This is a genomic window from Marinomonas pollencensis (assembly GCF_003387375.1).
In the GTDB taxonomy this organism is placed as follows: Bacteria; Pseudomonadota; Gammaproteobacteria; order Pseudomonadales; family Marinomonadaceae; genus Marinomonas; species Marinomonas pollencensis.
This window is the reverse complement of the sequence record NZ_QUNG01000001.1, coordinates 528,550-549,797: the sequence shown is the minus strand read 5'-3', so window position 1 is coordinate 549,797 and position 21,248 is coordinate 528,550. Positions and strand designations below refer to the sequence as shown.

At 42.5% G+C, this 21,248-nt stretch carries 18 protein-coding genes; 7 read left to right on the top strand and 11 right to left on the bottom strand.

Features of this window, described 5'->3' with window-relative positions; all coding sequences use genetic code 11:
• Positions 1-341: 341 nt before the first annotated feature.
• The 3 genes from DFP81_RS02510 to DFP81_RS02505 all read left to right on the top strand — a co-directional run bounded on the left by DFP81_RS02510 (position 342) and on the right by DFP81_RS02505 (position 3,034).
• The gene (locus DFP81_RS02510; RefSeq protein WP_115896173.1) at positions 342-1,760 is read left to right on the top strand and encodes an esterase-like activity of phytase family protein; all 1,419 of its coding nucleotides are present in this window, start codon (positions 342-344) and stop codon (positions 1,758-1,760) included.
• A gap of 152 nt (positions 1,761-1,912) precedes the next feature.
• Positions 1,913-2,044 carry a hypothetical protein gene (locus DFP81_RS18490; protein ID WP_281272005.1) on the top strand — a complete coding sequence of 44 codons (132 nt, stop codon included), beginning with the start codon at positions 1,913-1,915 and terminating at the stop codon, positions 2,042-2,044.
• Between the two features lie 255 nt (positions 2,045-2,299).
• The gene (locus tag DFP81_RS02505; protein ID WP_115896172.1) at positions 2,300-3,034 is read left to right on the top strand and encodes a YccT family protein; all 735 of its coding nucleotides are present in this window, start codon (positions 2,300-2,302) and stop codon (positions 3,032-3,034) included.
• Positions 3,035-3,111: 77 nt separating this feature from the next.
• On the opposite strand, the gene DFP81_RS02500 is transcribed toward DFP81_RS02505, so the two are convergent.
• On the bottom strand, positions 3,112-3,993 hold the full coding sequence (locus DFP81_RS02500) for a carboxylate/amino acid/amine transporter (RefSeq protein WP_115896171.1): 882 nt from the start codon (positions 3,991-3,993) through the stop codon (positions 3,112-3,114).
• 317 nt (positions 3,994-4,310) lie between these two features.
• On the opposite strand from DFP81_RS02500, the gene DFP81_RS02495 reads away from it, so the two are divergent.
• Positions 4,311-4,919, top strand: a complete 609-nt coding sequence (locus tag DFP81_RS02495; RefSeq protein ID WP_245959064.1) for an OmpW family outer membrane protein — start codon at positions 4,311-4,313, stop codon at positions 4,917-4,919.
• A gap of 311 nt (positions 4,920-5,230) precedes the next feature.
• Here the strand turns inward: DFP81_RS02495 and DFP81_RS02490 are convergent, their stop codons facing one another.
• The 4 genes from DFP81_RS02490 to DFP81_RS02475 all read right to left on the bottom strand — a co-directional run bounded on the left by DFP81_RS02490 (position 5,231) and on the right by DFP81_RS02475 (position 10,681).
• Positions 5,231-6,121, bottom strand: a complete 891-nt coding sequence (locus DFP81_RS02490; protein WP_115896169.1) for a LysR substrate-binding domain-containing protein — start codon at positions 6,119-6,121, stop codon at positions 5,231-5,233.
• 168 nt (positions 6,122-6,289) lie between these two features.
• Entirely contained in the window at positions 6,290-7,786 is a 1,497-nt protein-coding gene (locus tag DFP81_RS02485) for a CoA-acylating methylmalonate-semialdehyde dehydrogenase (RefSeq protein ID WP_115896168.1), read from the bottom strand.
• Between the two features lie 71 nt (positions 7,787-7,857).
• On the bottom strand, positions 7,858-9,018 hold the full coding sequence (locus DFP81_RS02480; protein ID WP_115896167.1) for an iron-containing alcohol dehydrogenase: 1,161 nt from the start codon (positions 9,016-9,018) through the stop codon (positions 7,858-7,860).
• Positions 9,019-9,106: 88 nt separating this feature from the next.
• The gene (locus DFP81_RS02475; RefSeq protein ID WP_220342781.1) at positions 9,107-10,681 is read right to left on the bottom strand and encodes a BCCT family transporter; all 1,575 of its coding nucleotides are present in this window, start codon (positions 10,679-10,681) and stop codon (positions 9,107-9,109) included.
• Positions 10,682-11,166: 485 nt separating this feature from the next.
• Here DFP81_RS02475 and DFP81_RS02470 point away from each other — a divergent pair, with 485 nt between their 5' ends.
• A complete protein-coding gene (locus tag DFP81_RS02470) occupies positions 11,167-13,680 on the top strand; it encodes a CoA transferase (protein ID WP_115896272.1) in 2,514 nt (837 codons plus the stop codon).
• Between the two features lie 524 nt (positions 13,681-14,204).
• Positions 14,205-14,846: an HD domain-containing protein gene (locus DFP81_RS02465; protein WP_115896166.1), complete on the top strand. Its 642-nt coding sequence runs from the start codon at positions 14,205-14,207 to the stop codon at positions 14,844-14,846.
• A gap of 33 nt (positions 14,847-14,879) precedes the next feature.
• Here the strand turns inward: DFP81_RS02465 and modC are convergent, their stop codons facing one another.
• From modC to DFP81_RS02435, 6 genes are all read right to left on the bottom strand, one after another.
• On the bottom strand, positions 14,880-15,959 hold the full coding sequence (gene modC, locus DFP81_RS02460) for a molybdenum ABC transporter ATP-binding protein (RefSeq protein ID WP_115896165.1): 1,080 nt from the start codon (positions 15,957-15,959) through the stop codon (positions 14,880-14,882).
• A gap of 2 nt (positions 15,960-15,961) precedes the next feature.
• Complete coding sequence (gene modB, locus DFP81_RS02455; protein WP_115896164.1) at positions 15,962-16,657, bottom strand: molybdate ABC transporter permease subunit; 696 nt, start codon at positions 16,655-16,657, stop codon at positions 15,962-15,964.
• A gap of 10 nt (positions 16,658-16,667) precedes the next feature.
• Positions 16,668-17,453, bottom strand: coding sequence for a molybdate ABC transporter substrate-binding protein (gene modA, locus DFP81_RS02450; protein ID WP_115896163.1), 786 nt, complete (start codon positions 17,451-17,453; stop codon positions 16,668-16,670).
• 5 nt (positions 17,454-17,458) lie between these two features.
• Entirely contained in the window at positions 17,459-18,112 is a 654-nt protein-coding gene (gene grxB, locus DFP81_RS02445; protein ID WP_115896162.1) for a glutaredoxin 2, read from the bottom strand.
• An 87-nt stretch (positions 18,113-18,199) separates the two neighbouring features.
• Positions 18,200-18,550, bottom strand: coding sequence for a Rieske (2Fe-2S) protein (locus tag DFP81_RS02440; RefSeq protein WP_115896161.1), 351 nt, complete (start codon positions 18,548-18,550; stop codon positions 18,200-18,202).
• On the bottom strand, positions 18,543-18,731 hold the full coding sequence (locus tag DFP81_RS02435; RefSeq protein WP_115896160.1) for a hypothetical protein: 189 nt from the start codon (positions 18,729-18,731) through the stop codon (positions 18,543-18,545). Before DFP81_RS02435 ends, DFP81_RS02440 begins: the two co-directional genes overlap by 8 nt.
• Before the next feature lie 225 nt (positions 18,732-18,956).
• Between DFP81_RS02435 and mrcB the strand changes: the two genes are divergently transcribed.
• A complete protein-coding gene (gene mrcB / locus DFP81_RS02430) occupies positions 18,957-21,218 on the top strand; it encodes a penicillin-binding protein 1B (RefSeq protein ID WP_245959063.1) in 2,262 nt (753 codons plus the stop codon).
• Positions 21,219-21,248: the final 30 nt, after the last annotated feature.

Here is a 21,248-nt window from a genome sequence, read left to right as displayed (position 1 = left end):
CGTTGGCTGTGACCTGACGCTATTAAGAGTCTAAAGCCTGAGTCCTCAGGTTTTTTTTTGTTCTGTGCTTGGGCAAGTAAGCTTGTCATATCTTATTCATATCAATGTCATTTTGTTGATCTAGTTTATCTCAAGGGAAAATAGTCTACGAATTAGGTTCAGGAAGGTGCGAATAACTTGTCTCAGTCCCGAAGGGCGTGCTCTAAAGCTTATATTCTTGGTTAAGCATCTTGTCGATAGCCACTATTCAGATTCGATGCCCGTCTCGAACAACAGGTTTTAGTGACATGCAGGGGGTAGAGGGGGTGTTTGTGTCTTCCCTAAAGCAAAGGGATGGAAAGATGTCGTATAAAATCTGCTTAGTGAGTGTGGTGTCTGTGGGCGTATTAGTAGGGTGTGCTGCCAATAGTAGTAGCACAGAGCCGCGCAGTTTTGTTGATGCGGTACCGAAAACCGGTAGCCCATTACCTTATCAGGTGTTGCGAAATGACTTGCAGGATGTCAGAACAGGTAAAGCGTTTGAAATTCGTAACGGCGGTTACGGCTCTGCTATGACAGGGCATCCTGATCATCCGAATCAGTTTTATGCATTAACGGACCGTGGCCCTAATGCCACATACACTGGGGCTTTAGGAAAAGGCAAGATGTTCCCCGTAGCCGACTATACGCCGCGTATTGGCCTGTTCGAAGTACAAGCTGATGGTTCGATAAAACAATTAGAAACCATTCTGTTAAGACGCCCCGATGCGTCTTTGATTACTGGCCTGCCAAATTCGTCAGCCCTAGGGGGCACTGGAGAAACGCCCTATGATGCACAAGGTAATGCCATCTTAGAAGACCCTAGTCAGCCTTATAATAAACAGACGAATCCCATCAAACTGGACGATTATGGTTTAGACGGTGAAGGCTTAGTGGCAATGAAAGACGGCACTTTCTGGGTCAGTGATGAGTATGGGCCACATCTGGTTCATTATGATTCCAATGGCGTGGAAATAGGTCGCATTAATGCCTTTAAAAATGATCCAAGAGTCACCTACCACTTGCCTGCCGTGTTACAAAATCGCCGAGCAAATCGAGGAATGGAAGGCTTAGCTGTGACGCCGGACAACAGCACCTTAGTGGGGATTATGCAGTCAACCTTGGCGAATCCAAATAAAGCGGCGCAAAAAAGCGATGTTACTCGTATCGTAAGTGTGCGCTTAGACAATGGTCAAACGGAACAATACTTGTATCGTCAAGAAAAAGCCCAGAATTCAAACTCTGAGTTAGCCGCGTTAAGCGGTCATGAATTCCTAGTGGATGAGCGAGACGGTGGATTTATGTTTGGTGGTTTGAGTGGGCAAGCCAATCCGAATGTCCAAAAACAAGTCTATCGAATTGATTTAAACAGCGGTACCCCGTTATCAAGTGTTGCCCTGTCTGCCAGTGTGACGCGGGACGCTAAGCTTGGCTTGATGATAGATGGTTTGACATTAGAGCAATATGTTGGACAAGAAGGTTGGTCAGCATTAGCTAAGAAAGGCATTAAACCTGTGAGCAAAACCTTAGTGGTTGATGTGGCAAAAAGGCTGGATTATCCCCATGATAAAATGGAAGGTTTATGGGTGATTGACCAACATCATTTAGGTGTTTTAAACGATGATGATTTTGCTACTTGGTCTACGCAAGGCAAATTAGAGCAAAAATATTTAGACCAGAAGCGTGTCGACGACAACCGTTTGTATGTGCTTAACGTAGATTTATCGACGGCGAGTCAATAGCGCATGTCCATCACCGGCCACCGCTTTTGTCAGCAAACAAATGATTTTTGTGATTATTAAGGATAGCTGAAGGTTATTCGCACGCTCTCATTTACTCTTAAACCATGATGGTTTTAGACTCTTGCTAAAGAGCAAGATGGAGAAAGTGTGAAATGAAAGCGTTTAAGCATACGGTAAAAGTGGTTGTGTTAGCCTCGGTATTGATGAGCTTAACGGCGTGTGTGTTTATGCCTCATGGGCATCATGGCGGGCGGCACGCAGGTCATGTTTCACATCACAGATAATAAAAAAGGCGCTACGGCGTCTTTTTTATTATTGGCTAGGATTTATTTTACCTGATGGCTTGTGATTTAATGAGTTGCTTTATATCTGGAAAAGTCACAGCCACAATTTGCCAAAGAATAGAAAGATAAATCGCCACTGTTTTTAGCTTTATGGTAGATTGAGTCACAGAACAGAAGTCGGACTTTATTCGGAATAATAACATCACTTAAGATAGATTTGTGAAGCACACAAATCGCGCTTTTAGGGAGCAAAATATGCGTTTTAAGCACACCACACTTTTAGCTGGCTCTATTTTACTTGGAGCTATGACAAGCCATGCAATGGCCGCAGAATTTAAAGTCCCAGTATCATACGAAATTATGTACGTTGACCTGAAAAACACCAATAAATTTGGCTCAGATTTTGATATTCAGCTTGATAAAGGTCATCACCAAGTCGTTGTTCGCTATAACCAAAGTATCCGTAACAGCGATGATTTAAACCTCTACCGTTCAGAGCCTATCATCATCGATTTCGATGTGGAGCAGGACACCAAACTTGAGCTTAAAGCGCCGTATATTCGTTCAGATCAGAAAGCATCTAAATACGCTGATAAGCCGACATTTACTATTGTAGATGCTGACACAGGCAACAAATATGATTACCAAGATCAAATGTTGCCAATGAAGTCAGGGTTTCAACCAACACGGGATTACTTAGAAGAGATCAAACTCTTTACTGGTGTGAAAGTGGCGAGCAGTGCGAGTTCTGCATCTACCTTTGCGCCTACACCACCACCAAAAGAAGTGGCGGAAACCAATGAGTTCCAAATGATGCAGTTCTGGTTTAATAAATCGGATGCTGCGACACGTAAGGATTTCCGTGTCTGGATGGTCGATAACACGCATCAACCCGCAGTCAAAAACACGCATTTCGAAATGCTGACATTCTGGTTTAACAAGTCTACACCGGAAGAGCGTAAAGCATTCCAAGTTTGGTTACTTCAATAAACCAGCACAGATTGCATTTAGCGTCAAAATAGTAAGAACCTGCTTCATATGAAGCAGGTTTTTTTTTGCTTTCGCAATTAGGCCTTATTCGCTTCTGAGCGTTTAATAAATCTTTGGTTGAACTGATCGTTTATCCATAGGGCAAACAAAATAATGCCGCCGCCAATAGCCAGACGAAGTATGTCGGCATCACGATTCCAGAACAGCACGTTGACCAAAATGCCGAGTGGGATTAATAAGTTGTTGGCGACCGCTAGGGTCCCAATGTTGACTAAAGTCGCCCCTTTGTTCCAGGTAAAATAGCCCAAGCCAGAGGCTACGACGCCAAGATAGGTCAAAATGCCCCATTGCAGCGACGTAGTGGGCAGTTTGTCGATATTGCCAAGGAATAAGAAGCATGGCGTAACGACCAGTAAAGCGCCGATAAAGAACCAACCAAAAATAGTGCGCTGTGGTAGCTCGCCATGGTCTTTTTCTATTAAACGTTTATAGCCTACTTGTCCTGCTGCAAAACTTAAATTGGCGCCTTGCACAATGAATAAGCCTTTAATAAAGCCTTCATTAACCCCCTGATAGCGAATTGCGACAGCGCCTAATACCGCCAGCACGGCACTAATCACAAAACCAATATTAAAGCGCTTATCCAATAAGCTATTAATCAGAGTTACGTAGATGGGAGTCATGACAGTGAAGAGAAGGACTTCAGGCACTGACAGAAATAAGAAGGACTGGTAATAAAAACCATACATGATGCCGAGCTGCAAAGCGCCGCAGATCATGAGCTTTATGGCGACTTTTGCTTCTATTTGACGCCATTTTAAGAAGGGTAAAAAGACGAGAGTAGCAAGGGCGACACGCATTAACACTGAGAACCAAGCATCCACTTGTCCTGCAAGATAAACGCCGATCAGGCTAAATGAGAATGCCCATAAGAAGGTGACGGCAATAAGTATTGGCATGGGGGTAAATTCCAGAAAAGTTCATTAAAGTGGCGCTAAGTTTAACGACTTCGCTGGTTTTGGTAAATCTGTTTACCTAAATAAAAGGTTAGGTTTACTGGTGGTGTGTTTTTGTCATTGGCGCGATTCAACAGGTTAAAAAAAGTTTTTTTAGGAACAGATCAAATACGAAAACTTTGCTTTTATTGATCTAGGTCCAGTATTTGCTCAGCTTGGAAGCTTGTTTCTGTAAAACCTTGATCTAGATTAAGATTTATTTTTATCAGACTTGTTACCTTGCTGGTCATTGATATTTTGTTTGACCAAAAAGGAATCTGATGATGAAAGCATTTATCCCTGTCGCTCTTGTTTCTGCTCTTTGTTCTTCTGTTGTGCTTGCTCATAACGAAGGTGATTTTTTCGTTCGTGGTGGCGCCGCGATTGTAATGCCCAATGAGAGCAGTGATGAATATAATGGCAATGAGCTAAAAATTGATGATGACACTCAGCTAGCCGCAACCTTTACTTACATGGCAACAGACAATATTGGTGTTGAGTTACTATTAGCAACCCCTTTTACCCATGATGTTAAGCTTGATGGGGATAAAGTGGCTGAAGTTTCTCAGTTGCCTCCTTCCTTGATGGCGCAATACTACTTTGGTCAAGCAAACAGTGATATTCGCCCTTATGTGGGGGCTGGTGTGAACTACACTTTTTTCTTTGATGAAGAGGGCAAAGGGGTTTTATCCGGAACGGATGTGAGTGTAGATGATTCTATGGGTTGGACGGTGCAGGCTGGGGTGGATGCCAAATTTGCTGAAAACTGGTTTGCCAATGCGTCTGTTTGGTACATGGATATTGATACCGATGTTCGCACTGCAGTTGGTACTATCCATACAGAAATTGACCCTGTTAGCGTTATGCTTGGTGTGGGTTATACCTTCTAAAAGGTGATTGCCCCTAGCTAAGTTAAGATTACGAAAACGCCCCTGTATGAGAGAACCAATATAGGGGCGTTTTACATTGTCTGGAAAAAAGTGTCTGGCAAAATACATGTTTATAAAGGAGCGGCTTAGAAAATGATTAAGTGCAATACGCCGCGGAATAGCATGCCAATTAAGCCGCCGATTAGTGAGTAGGTAATAGAGTTGACTGTACCTGTTTGGCAATTAATCGAGAGCATAAAGCTAGTCTTGTTTTCTTTTTAGTAAAACTTTGCATTTAAGATATTCCTCATCTTATAGTTTTATTTTGAAATCTAGATTTTGCTTTCATTTAATATCCATTGTCTAAATTTCTCTGCGTTTGGCGTCAAGTATTGGTGGTTTGGATAGGTTAGATAGAAAGCTTCTGAGGTCTTTATGCTTTCTTCAAAAGGAGCGACTAGGCTTCCATTCTCTAACATACTTTTCACTAACGATGTCCTACCTAGAGCAAAACCTTGACCTAATTTCGCCATTTCTAAAGCCGAGATAAGTGTGTCAAACTGGATTCCTGAATGCTTGCTCTTTTTATCAGAATTTACTGTGTTTAACCAATACCCCCAGCCTTCCTCGTAGCCTAATACGTGTAACAATGTATGTTCTTTCAATATATCAATTGATAAAGGAGAAGACAGCCCCATTAATAAATTAGGGCTACAAACTGGAAATAATTCGTCCCAAGTTAGTTGCTCTGCTTTAATGTCAGGCCAGTTACCTTGCCCATAACGAATGTCTAGGTCGTATTCGTTCTTTTTATCTTTATCCTCTCGCCAAATATTGCTAGTAAATCGAATGTTAATATCAGGAAACTCTTGATAAAAACGATTGACCCTTGGTGCTAACCAGGTGGTGAAGAATACTAGACTAGCTCTTATAATAAGAGGTCGATTTTGGCTGTTGCCAAACAGTTCATCTGTGATGGAAGATAATCGATTAATGGATTCATGAACCGCAGGCATATAAGCTAGCCCAGCATCTGTTAGTTCTATGCCACGGGGTAACCGTTTGAATAATACAGCGCCTAATTGAGACTCTAAGTTTTTAACCTGCTGACTGATTGCTGCTTGAGTTAAATTTAATTCATTCGCGGCGGATGTGAAATTTTGATGACGTGCTGAAGCTTCGAAAGAGCGTAGCCAATTTAAAGGAGGTAGTCTTTTTTTCATAAAATAAACTCAAAGCTGTAGCTCAATGTAAAATTGATGCGCAATGAAAAATGATATTCTTCATTGCGCATCAATTTTTAGTTAAAAAGCCATAACTATAAACCGTAATGGCTAGATGTTATTGTTTTTATTTAGTTTAAGGAAAGTACCAATAAACCCTTCCTTAACTTATTTCATCGTTGGCATGGAGAACTCAGCACCTTCTCTGACTCCTGCAGAAGGCCAACGTTGAGTCACTGTTTTACGCTTAGTGTAAAAGCGTACGGCGTCTGGTCCATAGGCATGCAAATCGCCAAATAATGAACGCTTCCAGCCACCAAAGCTATGATAAGCAACTGGTACAGGTAAAGGCACGTTAATACCAACCATGCCCACTTGAATGTTGTCAGAAAAATAGCGGGCGGCTTCTCCATCACGAGTAAAGATACAGGTTCCGTTTCCATATTCGTGATCATCGATGAGCGCCATTGCTTGTTGCATACTATCCACTCTAATAACTTGTAACACAGGGCCAAAAATTTCAGCTTTATAACTAAGCATCTCTGGGGTTACCTTATCTATTAAGGTTCCACCAATAAAAAAGCCTGCTTCATGATCTGTTACTTTTAGCTCTCGTCCATCAACAACAATCTCTGCACCTTGTTGTTCTGCACTGTTGATATAGCCAATAACCTTTTGTTGGTGTTCTTTCGTTATCACAGGACCAAAGTCATTGCTTGCGTCGGAAAAAGCGCCGACTTTCAATGTCTTCATGGCCTCTTTCATTTTAGATATAAGGGCGTCAGCAGCAAGATCGCCAACAGCAACAGCGACAGATAACGCCATACAACGTTCACCAGATGAGCCAAATGCGGCACCAACTAATTGATTGACGGCATTATCTATATCGGCATCAGGCATCACAATTGCGTGATTTTTAGCTCCACCTAATGCTTGGCAACGTTTACCATTGGCTGCGGCTGTATTGTAAATATATTCAGCAATAGGGGTAGAGCCAACAAAGCTAACGGCCTTCACTCGATCATCATGCAGAATAGTATCAACCGCCTCTTTGTTGCCATTTATAACTGTCATGACACCATTTGGCAATCCAGCTTCTTGTAATAATTGAGCAATATAAAGGGTTGAGCTCGGAGTGCGCTCCGAAGGCTTAAGAATGAAGCAATTACCACACACCAAAGCCATAGGGAACATCCATAAAGGCACCATAGCAGGGAAGTTAAATGGTGTAATTCCAGCAACGACTCCAAGAGGTTGAAACTCGCTCCAAGCATCTATATTTGGTCCAACATTTTTACTGTGTTCACCTTTTAATAGATCTGGTGCGCTACAGGCATATTCCACATTTTCAATACCCCGTTGCAGTTCACCTGCTGCGTCATGAATAATTTTACCATGCTCTTCGCCAATCATTTTACAAATAGTATCGGCATGCTCCTCTAATAATGTTTTAAATTTGAACATTATACGGGCACGTTTTATTGGCGGCGTATTGCGCCACTCTGGATAGGCTGCTTGAGCAATAGCAATAGCTTCTTCAACTGTTTTTTTGGAGGCTATATCCACCTTTTTGCTCACAGTACCATTTGATGGGTTATATACATCTTGTTGGCAATTGCCTTCGATAAAAACTTCACCGTTAATAAAATGTCCAATTGTTTTCATTTTCCGTTCCTCTGAATAAGCTGTCGAAGTAAAGTGCCATGCACTTTCTCTATAGTTTGAATAAGGCCGATTTACACCCAAAGTTTTTTATAAAGTTCTACAATATCCGTTGCACTTGGTACCCTTGGGTTATTTCCTGGAGAACCGGATTCAAGGGCTTGATCTGCCATTGTAGAAAGCTGTGCCATGAAGTGTTCTTTTGAAACACCAAATTGTTCCAGTGTCGGAACTTGTAATTCATCGTTGAGTGCTTTGAGTTCATTTAATAGCTTCTCATTTGCGCTAGAGTCATCATCTTGCTGTTTAGCTACTCCCATAGCACGGGCACAATCTGCATAGCGTTTAGTCGCCGCGGGAATAGAATATTCAGTAACCGTTGGTAACAGCATTGCATTAGATAATCCATGGGGCACATGGAAGGCGGCGCCAATGGGACGGCTCATACCATGAACAAGAGCGACTGAGGCATTGGAAAATGCAATGCCTGCGAGTGTGGCACCGAGCATGATTTCTTTACGAGCCTCTTTGTCTGCGCCATTGTGGTAAACACGGCGCAAGTTAGGTGCAATAAGGCGCATAGCTTCTAATGCTTGGCTATCACTATAGAGACTGGCCTTTTTACTGACGTAAGCTTCCATTGCATGAGTTAAAGCATCTATGCCGGTATCTGCAGTGGTTCTGCTGGGTAAAGAAAGCGTTAAACTATAATCAACGAGCGCCGCTATCGGCATAAAGCCCATTCCCATACAGAGCATTTTTTCATCGTTTTTTTCATCGGTGATAATTGTCACTTTTGTCACTTCTGAACCGGTACCAGCCGTGGTTGGAATGGCAATAATTGGCAATCCCATTTCGCTGACAATGCGAGGAAATTTAAAATCTCGCATTTCGCCACCAAATTTTCCTAAAATGCTTATTGCCTTAGCGCTATCAATTGGGCTTCCTCCACCTAAAGCAATAATACTGTCATAGTTACCGCTTTGAACTTTTTCAACACCAGCTTGAATAGAGGCAATGGTTGGTTCAGGCACGGTATCATCAAAGATATCCGCCTGCACATCTTGTTCTGAGAGCATGGATTGAATGACATCAGCATAACCTAATTGAACCATCATTTTATCTGTGATTATCAATGGGCGATGACACCCTAGGCTGGTTAGTATATTTGGTGCAGCATGACTTGCATTTTCACCAACTTGCAAAATCCGTGGGAGAATTATTTGAGTAGACATATAAAGCCTCTAAAATTTATTTAAGAACTCTGGTTTATATTGTTTTTATATTTTTGACATTTAAGAGATAAAATAAATCGTTTTTCACTCACTCTGTTATGCCAATGGGTATTTGTTTTTTTAATGGAACCTCTTCTCTTAATGATTTTATTAATCCATAGGTCGCTAAAATTATGATAAAAGAAAAAGGAAGTGCAGCAATGATTGATGCTGTTTGTAGTGCTTGTAAACCACCTGCATAAAGTAATACAGCGGCTACGGCTCCGACTGCAACACCCCAAAAAACACGAAACTTAGCGGGTGGGTGCTCACTCCCCATTGAAATTAACATACAAATAACGAGTGTGGCTGAATCAGCTGAAGTTACAAAGTATGTCACCAACATTAAAGTACAAATTGATGAAATGATAGTAGTAATTAGCCCATTGGTATTCATGCTTTGAATGGTTGTAAATAGAGCCATAGTTGAATCTGTGTTGACTGCTTCAGTAATTCCGCCAGATCCAAAAAGTTGAATAAACATGCCCGTGTTACCAAAAATAGTAATCCATAAAGCAGCGAGTAAAGTCGGAGTAATCAACACGCCTAAGATAAATTCACGAATAGTTCGACCTTTTGAAATACGTGCAATAAATACACCGCAGAATGGTGCCCATGCAATCCACCACCCCCAATAAAATATCGTCCAAGATGCCTGCCAATGATCATTTTTATTAGGGTCTACCCAAAAGCCTAGTTGGACAGCATGTGTGAAATAGTCCCCTAAGTTAGTCACAATAGCACCGAGTAAATAAACGGTTGGACCAAAAACAAGGAATAGCCCTAGAACTAGAATCGTTAAGTGCATATTCCACTCGCTAAGAATGCGGATTCCTTTATTGACCCCGGTTAAGACGGATGCTGTTGCAATGATAGACAGTACTGTTATCAAAATAATTTGATTAGAAATCGATACATCAATTCCCATCAAGTAAGAAAGACCGGCGTTCATTTGTTGGGCGCCTAAGCCAAGCGAAGTGGCAATGCCAAACACTGTGCCGAAAACGGCTAATAAGTCAGCAATATGGCCAATAGGACCATAAATTCGATCACCAAACAGTGGATGTAAGCTGGAGCGAATAGATAGAGGTAAGCCTTTTCTATATGAAAAGTAAGCCAAAATTAGTCCAATAACGGAGAATAAAGCCCAACCATGTAACCCCCAATGGAAAATCGCGATGCGCATAGCTACTTGTGCGGCTTCTACCGTTTGTTGTTGTCCTAAGGTGATAAAAGGGTTGCTTTGAAAGTGGTAGATAGGCTCAGCAATGCTCCAGAATAAAATTCCTATACCAATTCCCGCACCAAATAGCATAGAAAACCAAGCGTAGTTACTGAATTCGGGTCGATCTGTGTCTTTTCCTAATCGAATAGACCCATAGCGGCTAAATATTAACCACACAGAGAAGAACAAGAAGAAGCTCATTAATCCTATGTAATACCAACTAAGTTCTGAGGCGATAAGACTTTTTGCTGAACTATAAACGTTATTTGCGTAAGAAGGGTTGATGATTGTAAAAAGAACAAAGGCAGTAACAATTATTGCGGATCCAATTGCCATGACGGGATTAGTACCGCTCAAAAATCCAGCCTTAGGAAGCGTTTTAAACGTAGTTTTAATCATATTTACCTACCTCCATAACATGTTTCTGATAGTAGGAATGTTTTTCTGAGGAGGTGGTGTTATCTGTTGTTTTTATTTTCATGATAAAAGCTCACTTCTTTATTTTTATTGTGTTTTATAAATCTATCATGTTGATCATTTGTTTATGCAGTGGGATAGATCTTCTTTTATGTTTCCGAAGTATTGTTATGCAGTGTTGCTAAGCTGAGAAGCAAAATAAAATAGGTCTATGTATCTGTTTTATTTATGGCTTAGTGCTGGTGAGGTGTTTTTAGCTGCTATAAAAAAAACGATGCCTTTGCCTGTTTTTATTTTGTTGGATCAGTATGTGAAACGCTAATAGTATGCTTTACCGATGCGCTGGAGAGAAAGGTTGTTAAAACCTATTTTAAAGTTTTTTCAGTGCTGTATTTAAACTAAATGGATTCGGCTGATATATAGAAAATGTATTAGTTGGGGTTAGGTTAATTATGGTGGAAGCGAATATGAACAAAAATAATAAGTTGCCATTATCAGGTATTCGAGTCGCAGACTTTGGTCAGCAGATTGCAGGTCCAGCGGTTGCAATGGTTCTGGCGGATCTAGGTGCTACGGTGATACATATTGATCCACCTTTAGGGCCTAGCTGGAAGCATCCAGCTAACGCTATTTTGAACCGAAACAAATCCACCTTGCGTCTTGATCTGAAAACGGCAGAAGGGCTAGAACAAGCGCAGGAAATTATTGCTAATGTAGATATTGTCATCGAAAGCTTTCGCCCAGGTGTTATGAAAAAACTAGGTGTTGATTTTGTTGAACTGCGTCAAAATCGCCCTGAATTAATTACTTTATCTATGCCGGGTTTTGCAACTAATGATGAGCTACGGCGTGACTGGAAAGCGACAGAAGCTGTTGTCGCAGCCGCTTCAGGCGTATTTACCGATATGGGTTTTAATAGAGTATTAATGGGAGTAAATCCTAGTTTTTCTCCACTTCCTCTCGGGTCATCCTATTCAATTACTTTAGCGGCAAGTTCAATTGCTTTGGCGCTTTATGAAAGAGAAAAAACAGGCAGAGGCGATACTATTGAAGTGCCTATTGCTGCAGCTTTAATGGAAGGTTTGTCTTACAACTCATATTTAATAGATGCTCTTCCAGAGCGTTACAAAACGATGCGAGAGCTAGAGATAGAGCATCGTCAGAAAAATAATATTGATATGGATCTTAGCTATCATGAGCTTCAGGAGTACCTTGATCCTTTTTATCGTACTTATCAGTGTGCAGATGGGCGTATGTTCTATTGTGTCTGTCCTTCGCATAGAAACCATGCAGAACGAGCTTTAAAAGTGTTGGGTATATATGATGAATTAATTTCAGAGGGGTTACCAGAAGTTAAAGACCTTCATGCACCTATTAGTCAGTGGGACGGAGAAACCTCTATTGGTGTTTACCCTTTACCGAAAAAATGGGCAGACATTATATCTTTGAAAATGAAAAAAGCTTTTTTACAAAAGACTTCAGAAGAGTGGGAGGTTATTTTTGGTGAGGAGAAAATTCCTGGTGCGCCACATAGAACCACTCAAGAGTGGGTGAATAGTAATTACAATAAAGAATCTGGTTTGTTTGTCGATGTGAATGATCCTGAATTTGGCATAATGCGTCAGCCAGGGCCAATTGTTTGGTTTGAAGAGCAGGAAGATGAGGTTTTAACTCCCACGCCTCGTGAAGACGTAACCTATAGTGCTGCATTGGAGAAATTGAAAAGAATATCAGATGCAGAGGTTATTACACGACCAACAGGTGAAAAAATTCTACCTGCAAGTGGAGATGGTTGGCTTAAAGATCTGCGTATACTAGATTTAACTAATGTCATTGCTGGCCCTCATTCGACCGCATTTCTGTCTCGCTTTGGTGCGCAAGTTATTAAATTAGACCCGGTTACTCCATTGTATGATCCACTAATTGGGATTTTGTTTGCTTTCCAAACAGGAGTCGGTAAAAAGAGTACTCTGATTGATATAACAAATTCTGAAGGACGTGAAGTCTTTGAGCGTTTAATTAAAAGTGTCGATGTCGTAGTAATTAATGCCGTTGAACGCCAGATGAAGCCATTAGGACTTGATAATGAAAGTTTATTGGAAATAAACCCCGATATTCTTTTTTGTCGTTTAGATTGTTTTGGCGGACCACGTAATGGCAGTAAAGCGAACTATATTGGATATGATGATGTTACCCAGGCAAACAGTGGAATTATGAGTCGTTTTGGTAAGCCAGAAACTCCGGAAGAACACGCACATTTAGGTACTCTTGATGTCAATTGTGGTTTTTCGGCTGCTTTTGGGTTAGCTGTTGCTCTTTATCAAAAGCGTAAAACGGGCAAAGTGAGTCGTGTAAGAACATCGCTTTCTGCGGTAGCGAATATTGCGCAAATACCTTTTGCTTTTGATTATGAAGGGCGTGCCCCCTTCGACGAGCCTTCTGGACGTGAAGCGCTTGGCAATCATCCATTTTCGCATTTTTATCAGACGAGTGACGGTTGGCTATTTTTAGACTCTGATCAAAGTGAGATAGAAAAAATGAATAGTATAAGAGGGTTGGAAGGTATTTGGTTTAGTCATGATCCGATGTTTTTTTTAGCGAATAAGTTTAAAAAACATTCAACTTCTTATTGGTTAGAGGTATTTTCTCAGGCAGATATCGCCGCTGCAGAGCCCTTATCGATTCAAACATTACGAGAAGAAAATAGTCGACTATCAGATAATACGAGTGGTATTGAGCGAGGCAGTTATGCTTTTTCAATTTACCCAGATCACCCAAGTGGTCATAGGGTCACACAAGTGGATCCATACTCCATTCGCCCGACTGAATCAAAAGTATCAGCGGTTACTCCAGCAGAGAAATTTGGCAGCTCTACAAAGTTGGTTCTTACTAACTTAGGGTATAGTAAACGTAAGATTAATTTAATGTTGGAGAAAGGGATTGTAGCTACGGGGTGGGGGAAAGAGTTTTTACCCAGTTAATAGCATTTTTCTTGTTCCTTCTAGGGCAGGTGCGAACACCGCCTCTGGCCTTATTATGTGGATAAAAGCTTGTTATTCGAGGCGAGCATTGAATGTGAATAGTGGGCCTATTGACGAGATGCTTAACAAAGAAAACAAGCTTTTAGGTCATGTCCTCCGGGGGTTTCAGAGAAAATGTCACTCTGTATTGCGATGCTTTGAAAGGGGCCAACATTCCTTAGTATTGCGTCTTCAGTGGCGATACTTGTTAAAGCCTGAGCCTGATCACCTGACTATAGAGTGAGATAGCATTATTGAGCACTTTCTAAGGCAAAGCCATATCAAGTCCCACTTTACCGGAGACGAGTACAAGAGAAATAAACGGCTCCATCAAGTGTTCCTGTTGATAGTAAAAAAAACAGCAATAGAGCGGCAATGTATAGAAAAAGCACTCGAATGAGAAGGCTTGGTTTTTCTCTCGTTATTAAAGTTCGTTTTAAATCCGAGTATGATGCCTAGCAATCAAGGTAATTAGAGAGTTTTTTATGCCGGATACAAGGCTAAGTGCATGTGAACAAGCATGCCGACAATTTGTTGAGCAAGCCGCGATAACCGATGTTGCTCATGATATTCATCATATTGAACGAGTGGTTACAGTCGCGAAAAAAATCGCTCAAGTTGAAGGTGCTGAACTGGCTGTTATTGTTCCAGCGGCTTGGTTGCACGATTGTGTTTCTTTACCTAAGAATCACCCAGACAGGGCTAAGGCGTCAACCATGGCAGCAGATAAAGCCATAGGTTTTTTGTCCGAGATAGGTTATTCATCAAGCTATTTTGACGCAATTCATCATGCGATACGAGCTCATAGTTTTAGTGCCAATGTGGCTCCAGACACTTTAGAGGCAAAAATAGTCCAAGATGCAGACCGGCTGGATGCTTTAGGGGCGATTGGTATCGCTCGTTGTTTGCAGGTCAGCGGCGCCTTAGGGCGCACCTTGTACTCATTAGATGATCCTTTTTGCGAGCACCGTGAGCCAGACGACAGCGCTTTTAGTGTGGATCATTTTTATCGTAAGCTGTTTCACATTGCCAATACCTTACATACTGATGCGGCTCGTAAAGAAGGCAAGCTAAGAGAGCAATCAATGCATGCATTTCTGGATCAACTTGCTGAGGAAATAGAGTGATTATTTGCTGCTGCAAACGGTTTTTGTTTTGGCTTAACGTAATACCGCAGCAGATTTTATTTGCGCGATGACTTGCTGGCCTTGGTGCAACTTAAGTTTTTGAGCAGATAAGGCTGTGATACTCGCCAAAATAGGCGTGTTGCCGGCTAACATTCGAACCATTATGGTACTTGGATCTTGTGGGTCTTTGATTAGGGCATCAACGACCACAGGCAAGCGGTTCAAGATGCTTGAATTGTCTTCTTCCGACAGTGAAATACTCACGTCTCTTGATTGGACTCTTAAACGTACCGCGTCGCCTATATTTTCATCACCTTGCCTGATCATCATCCGATGTTGGTCAAAGTGTAAGGTAGACAGTCCCCATTCGTTGTTTTGTTCAATGATGGTGCCAGTAATTAAGATGCTGGTATCTTGGTGTTGCGTAAAGGTAGTGGGCAATTTACCAAGCACGGCCTGAGTTGCACCTTGCTCGACGGCTTTTCCATTTTCCAAAATGACCAAATAATCCGCCAGACGAATGACTTCATCAATTGAGTGGCTGATGTATAGAATAGGGATTTGCACCCGCTGACATAGGTTTTCTAAGTAGGGCAAAATGTCATGTTTTAGCTCATCATCAAGGGCCGATAGCGGTTCGTCCATCAACAATATTTCTGGTTGAATCAATAACGCGCGCGCGATGGCAATACGCTGGCGTTCTCCACCTGAAAGTTGATGAGGGTATTTTTCTAATAAGGGGGCTATGCCCATCAAGTCGATAACATCTGCGTAATCAATAACCTTTCGCTTGCTGTCGGCTCTTTTTATCGCAAAGTCTAAGTTGCCCTTAGCGGTAAGGTGCGGAAATAAACTCGCTTCTTGAAAAACATAGCCAATTGGCCTTTTGTGTGCAGGCAGCCAATAGTTAGCGCTTTGCCAACTTTTACCGTTCAGTTTAATCTCGCCATCTTCGCTTTTCTCTAAACCAGCAACGCATCTTAGAAGCGTTGTTTTTCCTGAGCCTGAGCGACCAAACAGTGCACTTACACCTCGATTGGGGAGTAACAAGTCTACCGTCAGAGAAAACGCTTCACTGTGTTTTTTATTAATGCGTATGGTTAGCTCATTCATGCTTAATAAGGTCCGATACTTGTGGTGCTGTTGCTGCGTTTTTGCACCGCGTAAAGTAGGGCTAATACACAAAAGGCAAATGCGACCATCAGTAAGGAAAGTAGATGGGCTTGGCCGTATTCTAAGGCTTCAACGTGATCGTAAATCTGTACCGAAAGCACACGAGTTTCCCCTTCAATATTACCGCCAATCATGAGCACAACACCGAACTCGCCCACCGTGTGAGCAAAGCCAAGAACCGCTGCGCTTAGGTAGCCGGGTTTGGCCAAGGGTAAGGCGACATGAATAAAGCGGTCCCATGGAGAAGAGCGCAAGGTTGCCGCGACTTCGAGTGGTCGCTGTCCCATGGCGGAAAAAGCCTGTTGAATCGGTTGCACAACAAAAGGCAAAGAATACACCATGGATGCGACTACCAGCCCGCGAAAACTAAACGGCAGTGGCGACAGGCCAAGCTGATTTAACCTAGCTCCCAAGGCGCCATCCGGGCCTAAAAAAATCAGTAAATAAAACCCCAATACTGTTGGTGGCAACACGAGAGGCATAGCAACAATGGCATTGATTGGCGCTTTTAACCAAGAACCTGTGCGTGCCAGCCACCAAGCGATTGGTGTGCTAACAATCAGCAGTAATAAGGTGACCAGTACAGCCAGTTTGATGGTTAGCCAAATTGCTTCTATGTCACCGGCGCTTAATAGCATCTAGAAGGCCTTATTGAGTTGCGCTTTGGTAACCAAACTGAGCAATTTTATGTTGTATATCTGAGCGCATAAGAAAGTCGAGGAAGTCACTCGCGGTAGTTTTCTGTTGGGAGCTGTTGAGTACAACAGCGGCTTGCTTGATGTCTTTGTGGTACTGCGCGGGTACTTTCCAGTAATGGCCTTTGTTGTCACCCGCAAGAACTTGTGACAGAGCAACAAAGCCAAGATCGGCATTTCTACTGTAAGTAAACTGGTAGGTTTGACCGATGTTTTCACCCTGAACTAAATGACCTTGCAGTTTTGACCAGAGCCCAAGTTTGTTTAATGTTTCTTTTGCAGCTTGGCCATAAGGGGCCAGTTTAGGGTTGGCGATGGCGATTTTATGCGCCTCTAACAGGGTTGCTTCTATGGGAGTAACAGAGCTGAGGTTGGCAGACCAGAGCGCGAGAGCGCCTTTAGCGTAAATGATTTTACTGTCTTTAATGGCTAGGTTGTTTTTGATCAGCTTATCTGGTTTTGCTTGATCGGCAGATAAAAAAACATCAAATGGAGCGCCATGCTGTATTTGCGCGAAAAACTTGCCAGACGAGCCAAAGGAAAGCTGCACTTTATGCCCGGTTTCTTGTTCAAATATAGGGGCTAATTTTTGTATGGGCGCGGTGAAGTTTGAGGCTACGGCAATACGTAATGGTTGGGCGAGCAGGGTAGCGGAAAAAATGCCAAAGGCGCCAAAGGTGAGAAATTTTAAAACAATTGAAAAAAGAGCGGTAGAGCGGCGTTGTAAAGGGTGAAACATATAAACTAAATCTCAAAGTTAAAGTAAGTGTGGACGTCGGTTAAAGCTGAGACTTCTTCTAAATATCTGATGACTTGATCTGGAAAAACGAGACCCGAAACCATGGTGAGGTTTCTTAATCTAGGAAACAGCAGAACATCGTCCCAGCTAATGGTGTTGTTGTGTTGTGAAGGAAGTGGCAATGTCGGCAACCGAGCTAGGGCCATTGAAACATTTTTGATGTGTTTAGGCGACTCTTCTAGCGCTTTATTAAAGGTGCTATTTAGGGCTTTTTCTTTGTGCAGTTGAAAATAATCGCGGGCGCTTTGGGTGACAAATTCTGGCAGGCCCAACAGGATGTTTCTTGGGTAGAGTAGGCGCTTGATCGAGTCCTGAACGCCATCTAATACTGGGTTGAAAGCATCATTATCGTGCGCTTTTCGTATGGTTTTTGTGTGATCGCCAACCTTGTCTAAATAAGCGGCTATTTTAAGACTTTCTGTATACACTGTGCCGTCTTCGAGGGCTAGTATGGGGACTATCTTCTGGTTAACGAGCTGCAGGCAGGTTTGTTCATCGTCATTGAGTAAATATACTTTCTCGTGACGTATGTTTTTATAGTTCGCCACCATGTCAGCACGAACGCAATATGGGCAGTGATGATATTGATAAAGTTTCATCGAGTTCTCCGAATCTGTTGGTGATATCTTTTATTCAGAAGCCCTGACGACACCCCCTGTTACAGACTCTATTGAAGCCTGGCTATGTTAGGCTACTGCCGCGTTATTCTCGCCAATAAGCAGATAAAAATTCCCTTTTTCTACTCCTAGTATAGCTCGTTTTAGCGCTTTCCCTTGGCATGGCCCTGCAATGCATTGGCCATCATTAGGCGTAAAAAGCGCCCCATGATGATGACACTTTAAATAATCACCTTCTTCGTCCAAAAAAGGTTCTGTAGAACAGTTTAATGAGCGCTTTTGGTGAGGGCAGCGATTTTCATAAGCAAACAGCTCTCCTTTTTGCTTTACGATCACAAAATCGGTTTGCTCGGTTTGAAAGTGTAAGGCGCTGCCTTCTGATAAATGTTGTGCGTTGGGGATAAGGTGTTTATCAAACATGCTGAGACCACACAGTAATAGGTAAAGAAATAGCCATTTTTTTGTTTTGGCGGAATGCTGCTAATTTTTCAATAGGGCTGAATAAATCTTCTAAAGAAACCATACTCATGTTAATCGAACTCTTAGTTTTTTTAGGTTTAACCGCAGGTGTGGCTTTTAGATGCCATCTTTTTATTGTCATGGCTAAATGTTCCTTTATCCATTGCAATAGAGTACTCATGAAAGTGTCAGATTGTGATGGGTGTTGTCAATATAAAGTGGCCTAAATGATGGAATTTTGTCGATCAATTCAAGAAAAAGTAATAGTTTTTGAATGCTTATTGCGGGCCAGAGATAAGCTCCTTATACTCCTTTGATGGCTAATAGAACCCCCTCAAAATCTCCGCGTAAGTCGACGACTTCAAAAATGAAAAAGAATCGAAAAGGCAAAGCGAAAACTTCCTTTTTGGGCAAATTATGGCGCTTTATTTTTAAATGGGGCCTCATTATTGGTCTGATCGGTAGTATGCCGTTTGCTGGATGGGTCTGGTGGTTGGACCAGAAAGTTGTCGCTCGCTTCGAGGGGCAAAAGTGGCAAGTTCCTTCTGAAGTATATAGTGCCCCGATTCACCTGAAAAATGGTGCCCCTTGGAAAAAAGCCGATCTTGAAGCCTTGCTTAAAGAGACTGGTTACCGTTTTGGTCGTAATAGTCAAAAAGTGGGGTGGGCGGCAAGAAGTCGAACCAAGGTCAGTGCACACCTACGCTCTTATGTTGATTACTCGGGTTACCACCCTAGTGAGCGACGCATCTTCTCGTTTGATGGCGGCAAGCTATCGATTCAAGCTCTCAATGGCGACCCTGTTGCTGAGGCGAGTATTGAACCGCAGCGCATCGGTTTTTTATATGGTGGTAATACTGAGCGTCGTGAAATTCTTTCTTATGAAGACATTCCACAGCCACTGATTGACATTCTAACCACAGTAGAAGATCGCGACTTTTATCACCATTGGGGCATTTCTTTAACAGGGATCGCTCGAGCGGCATGGGTCAATGCAACCCATGGCTCCCGTCGACAAGGGGGTTCCACACTAACCCAACAGTTAGTGAAAAATATGTTTCTCACTTCAGAGCGCACTTACACACGCAAATTAACTGAAGTTGTTATGAGTTTGCTGCTTGAATATCACTATTCGAAGCAGGCGATTATTACCGCTTATATGAACGAAGTGTACTTGGCACAAGTCGGTAGGGAAGGTTTGCATGGCTTTGCCGCCGCCAGCCAACACTTTTTTGGCCGACCTTTAAAAGAGTTGAATATTGACGAGTTTGCCTTACTAGTTGGTATGGTGAAAGGCCCTTCTATTTATAACCCTGAGCGTCACCCTAAACGCGCTTTGGCACGGCGTAATACGGTGCTAGCGGTACTAAAAGATCAAGGACGTTTAACGGAATCTGATTATCGAGTGTTGTTAAAGCAGCCTATTCGTTTGGCTGATAAGCATAAAGAACGCTCCGTATATGGCGACTATTTGGATCTGGTGTCGATGCAGTTATCTCGAGATTTTGATCAAAAAACATTGGCAACGGAGAATCTACGAATCTACACCGGCGTAGACATTAGAGCACAACAAGCTGCCAGCCAAGCAATGCGCCGCCAAGTGGAGGCGATTAGCCGCACTCGTAAATTACCAGGGCTACAAGGTGCGATGGTGGTGACCGATCGGTTAAATGGTCAGGTGCGGGCTATTGTTGGGTCAAGTGATAAATACTATTCCGGCTTTAACCGTGCCTTAGGGGCGGTGCGGCCAATTGGCTCTCTAGTTAAACCCCCTTTGTATATGTCAGCTTTAGCGACGAAGCAATTTACCTGGTGGTCGCCGATAGAAGACAAACGTATTAGGTTTGATATTGCTGGCAAAATTTGGGCGCCAGAAAACTACGACCGTGAAACTCATGGGGTAGTCCACCTCTATGAGGCGATGGCTAAATCCTATAATTTGGCAACCATCAATTTGGCCCAGCAAGTGGGGTTTGATCGTGTTGGCGATACCTTGCGTAAGCTAGGTGTGAAGCGTTCTTTTACTATGCATCCGGCCATGGCATTGGGGGCGTTGGAATTGTCGCCTTTTGAAGTTGCTAGGCTGTATCAGCCGATTGCTTCGCGGGGTCAAAGTAGTGAGTTGGGCGTCGTGTTGGCTGTTATGGATCAAAAAGACCACCTTATTAAGCGTTTTGATCGATCGACTCGAGTGCCGTTTAGTGATGCTTTGTTGGCCATTACCTTAGATGGGATGACAAAAGTACCTAAAATAGGGACCGCAAGGGCAGCTCAGGGGCACTTTCCAAATCTGACCTTTGCCGCGAAAACTGGCACTAGTAATAATTTACGAGACAGTTGGTTTGAGGGGATTACAGGGGATTATGCGAGTACAGTATGGTTGGGGATGGATGACAACGAGCCAATGAATATAACCGGTGCAACGGGGGCGCAAAAAGTATGGATCGATTTTACTCAGCATACTAATCCGCGATCTTTACCACAGGCGTTGCCACAGGGCGCTGCGCGTTATAATGTATTAAATAAATCATTTAGCATTGCTGCGGACCGATGTGATGATACCGTGTCATTGGCATTTTTATCTGCCACTCAGCCGAAAAGCTCTTCGTCTTGTATATGGCCATTTTGATCTGAAATAGCTTACGTATTGTAAGGCATG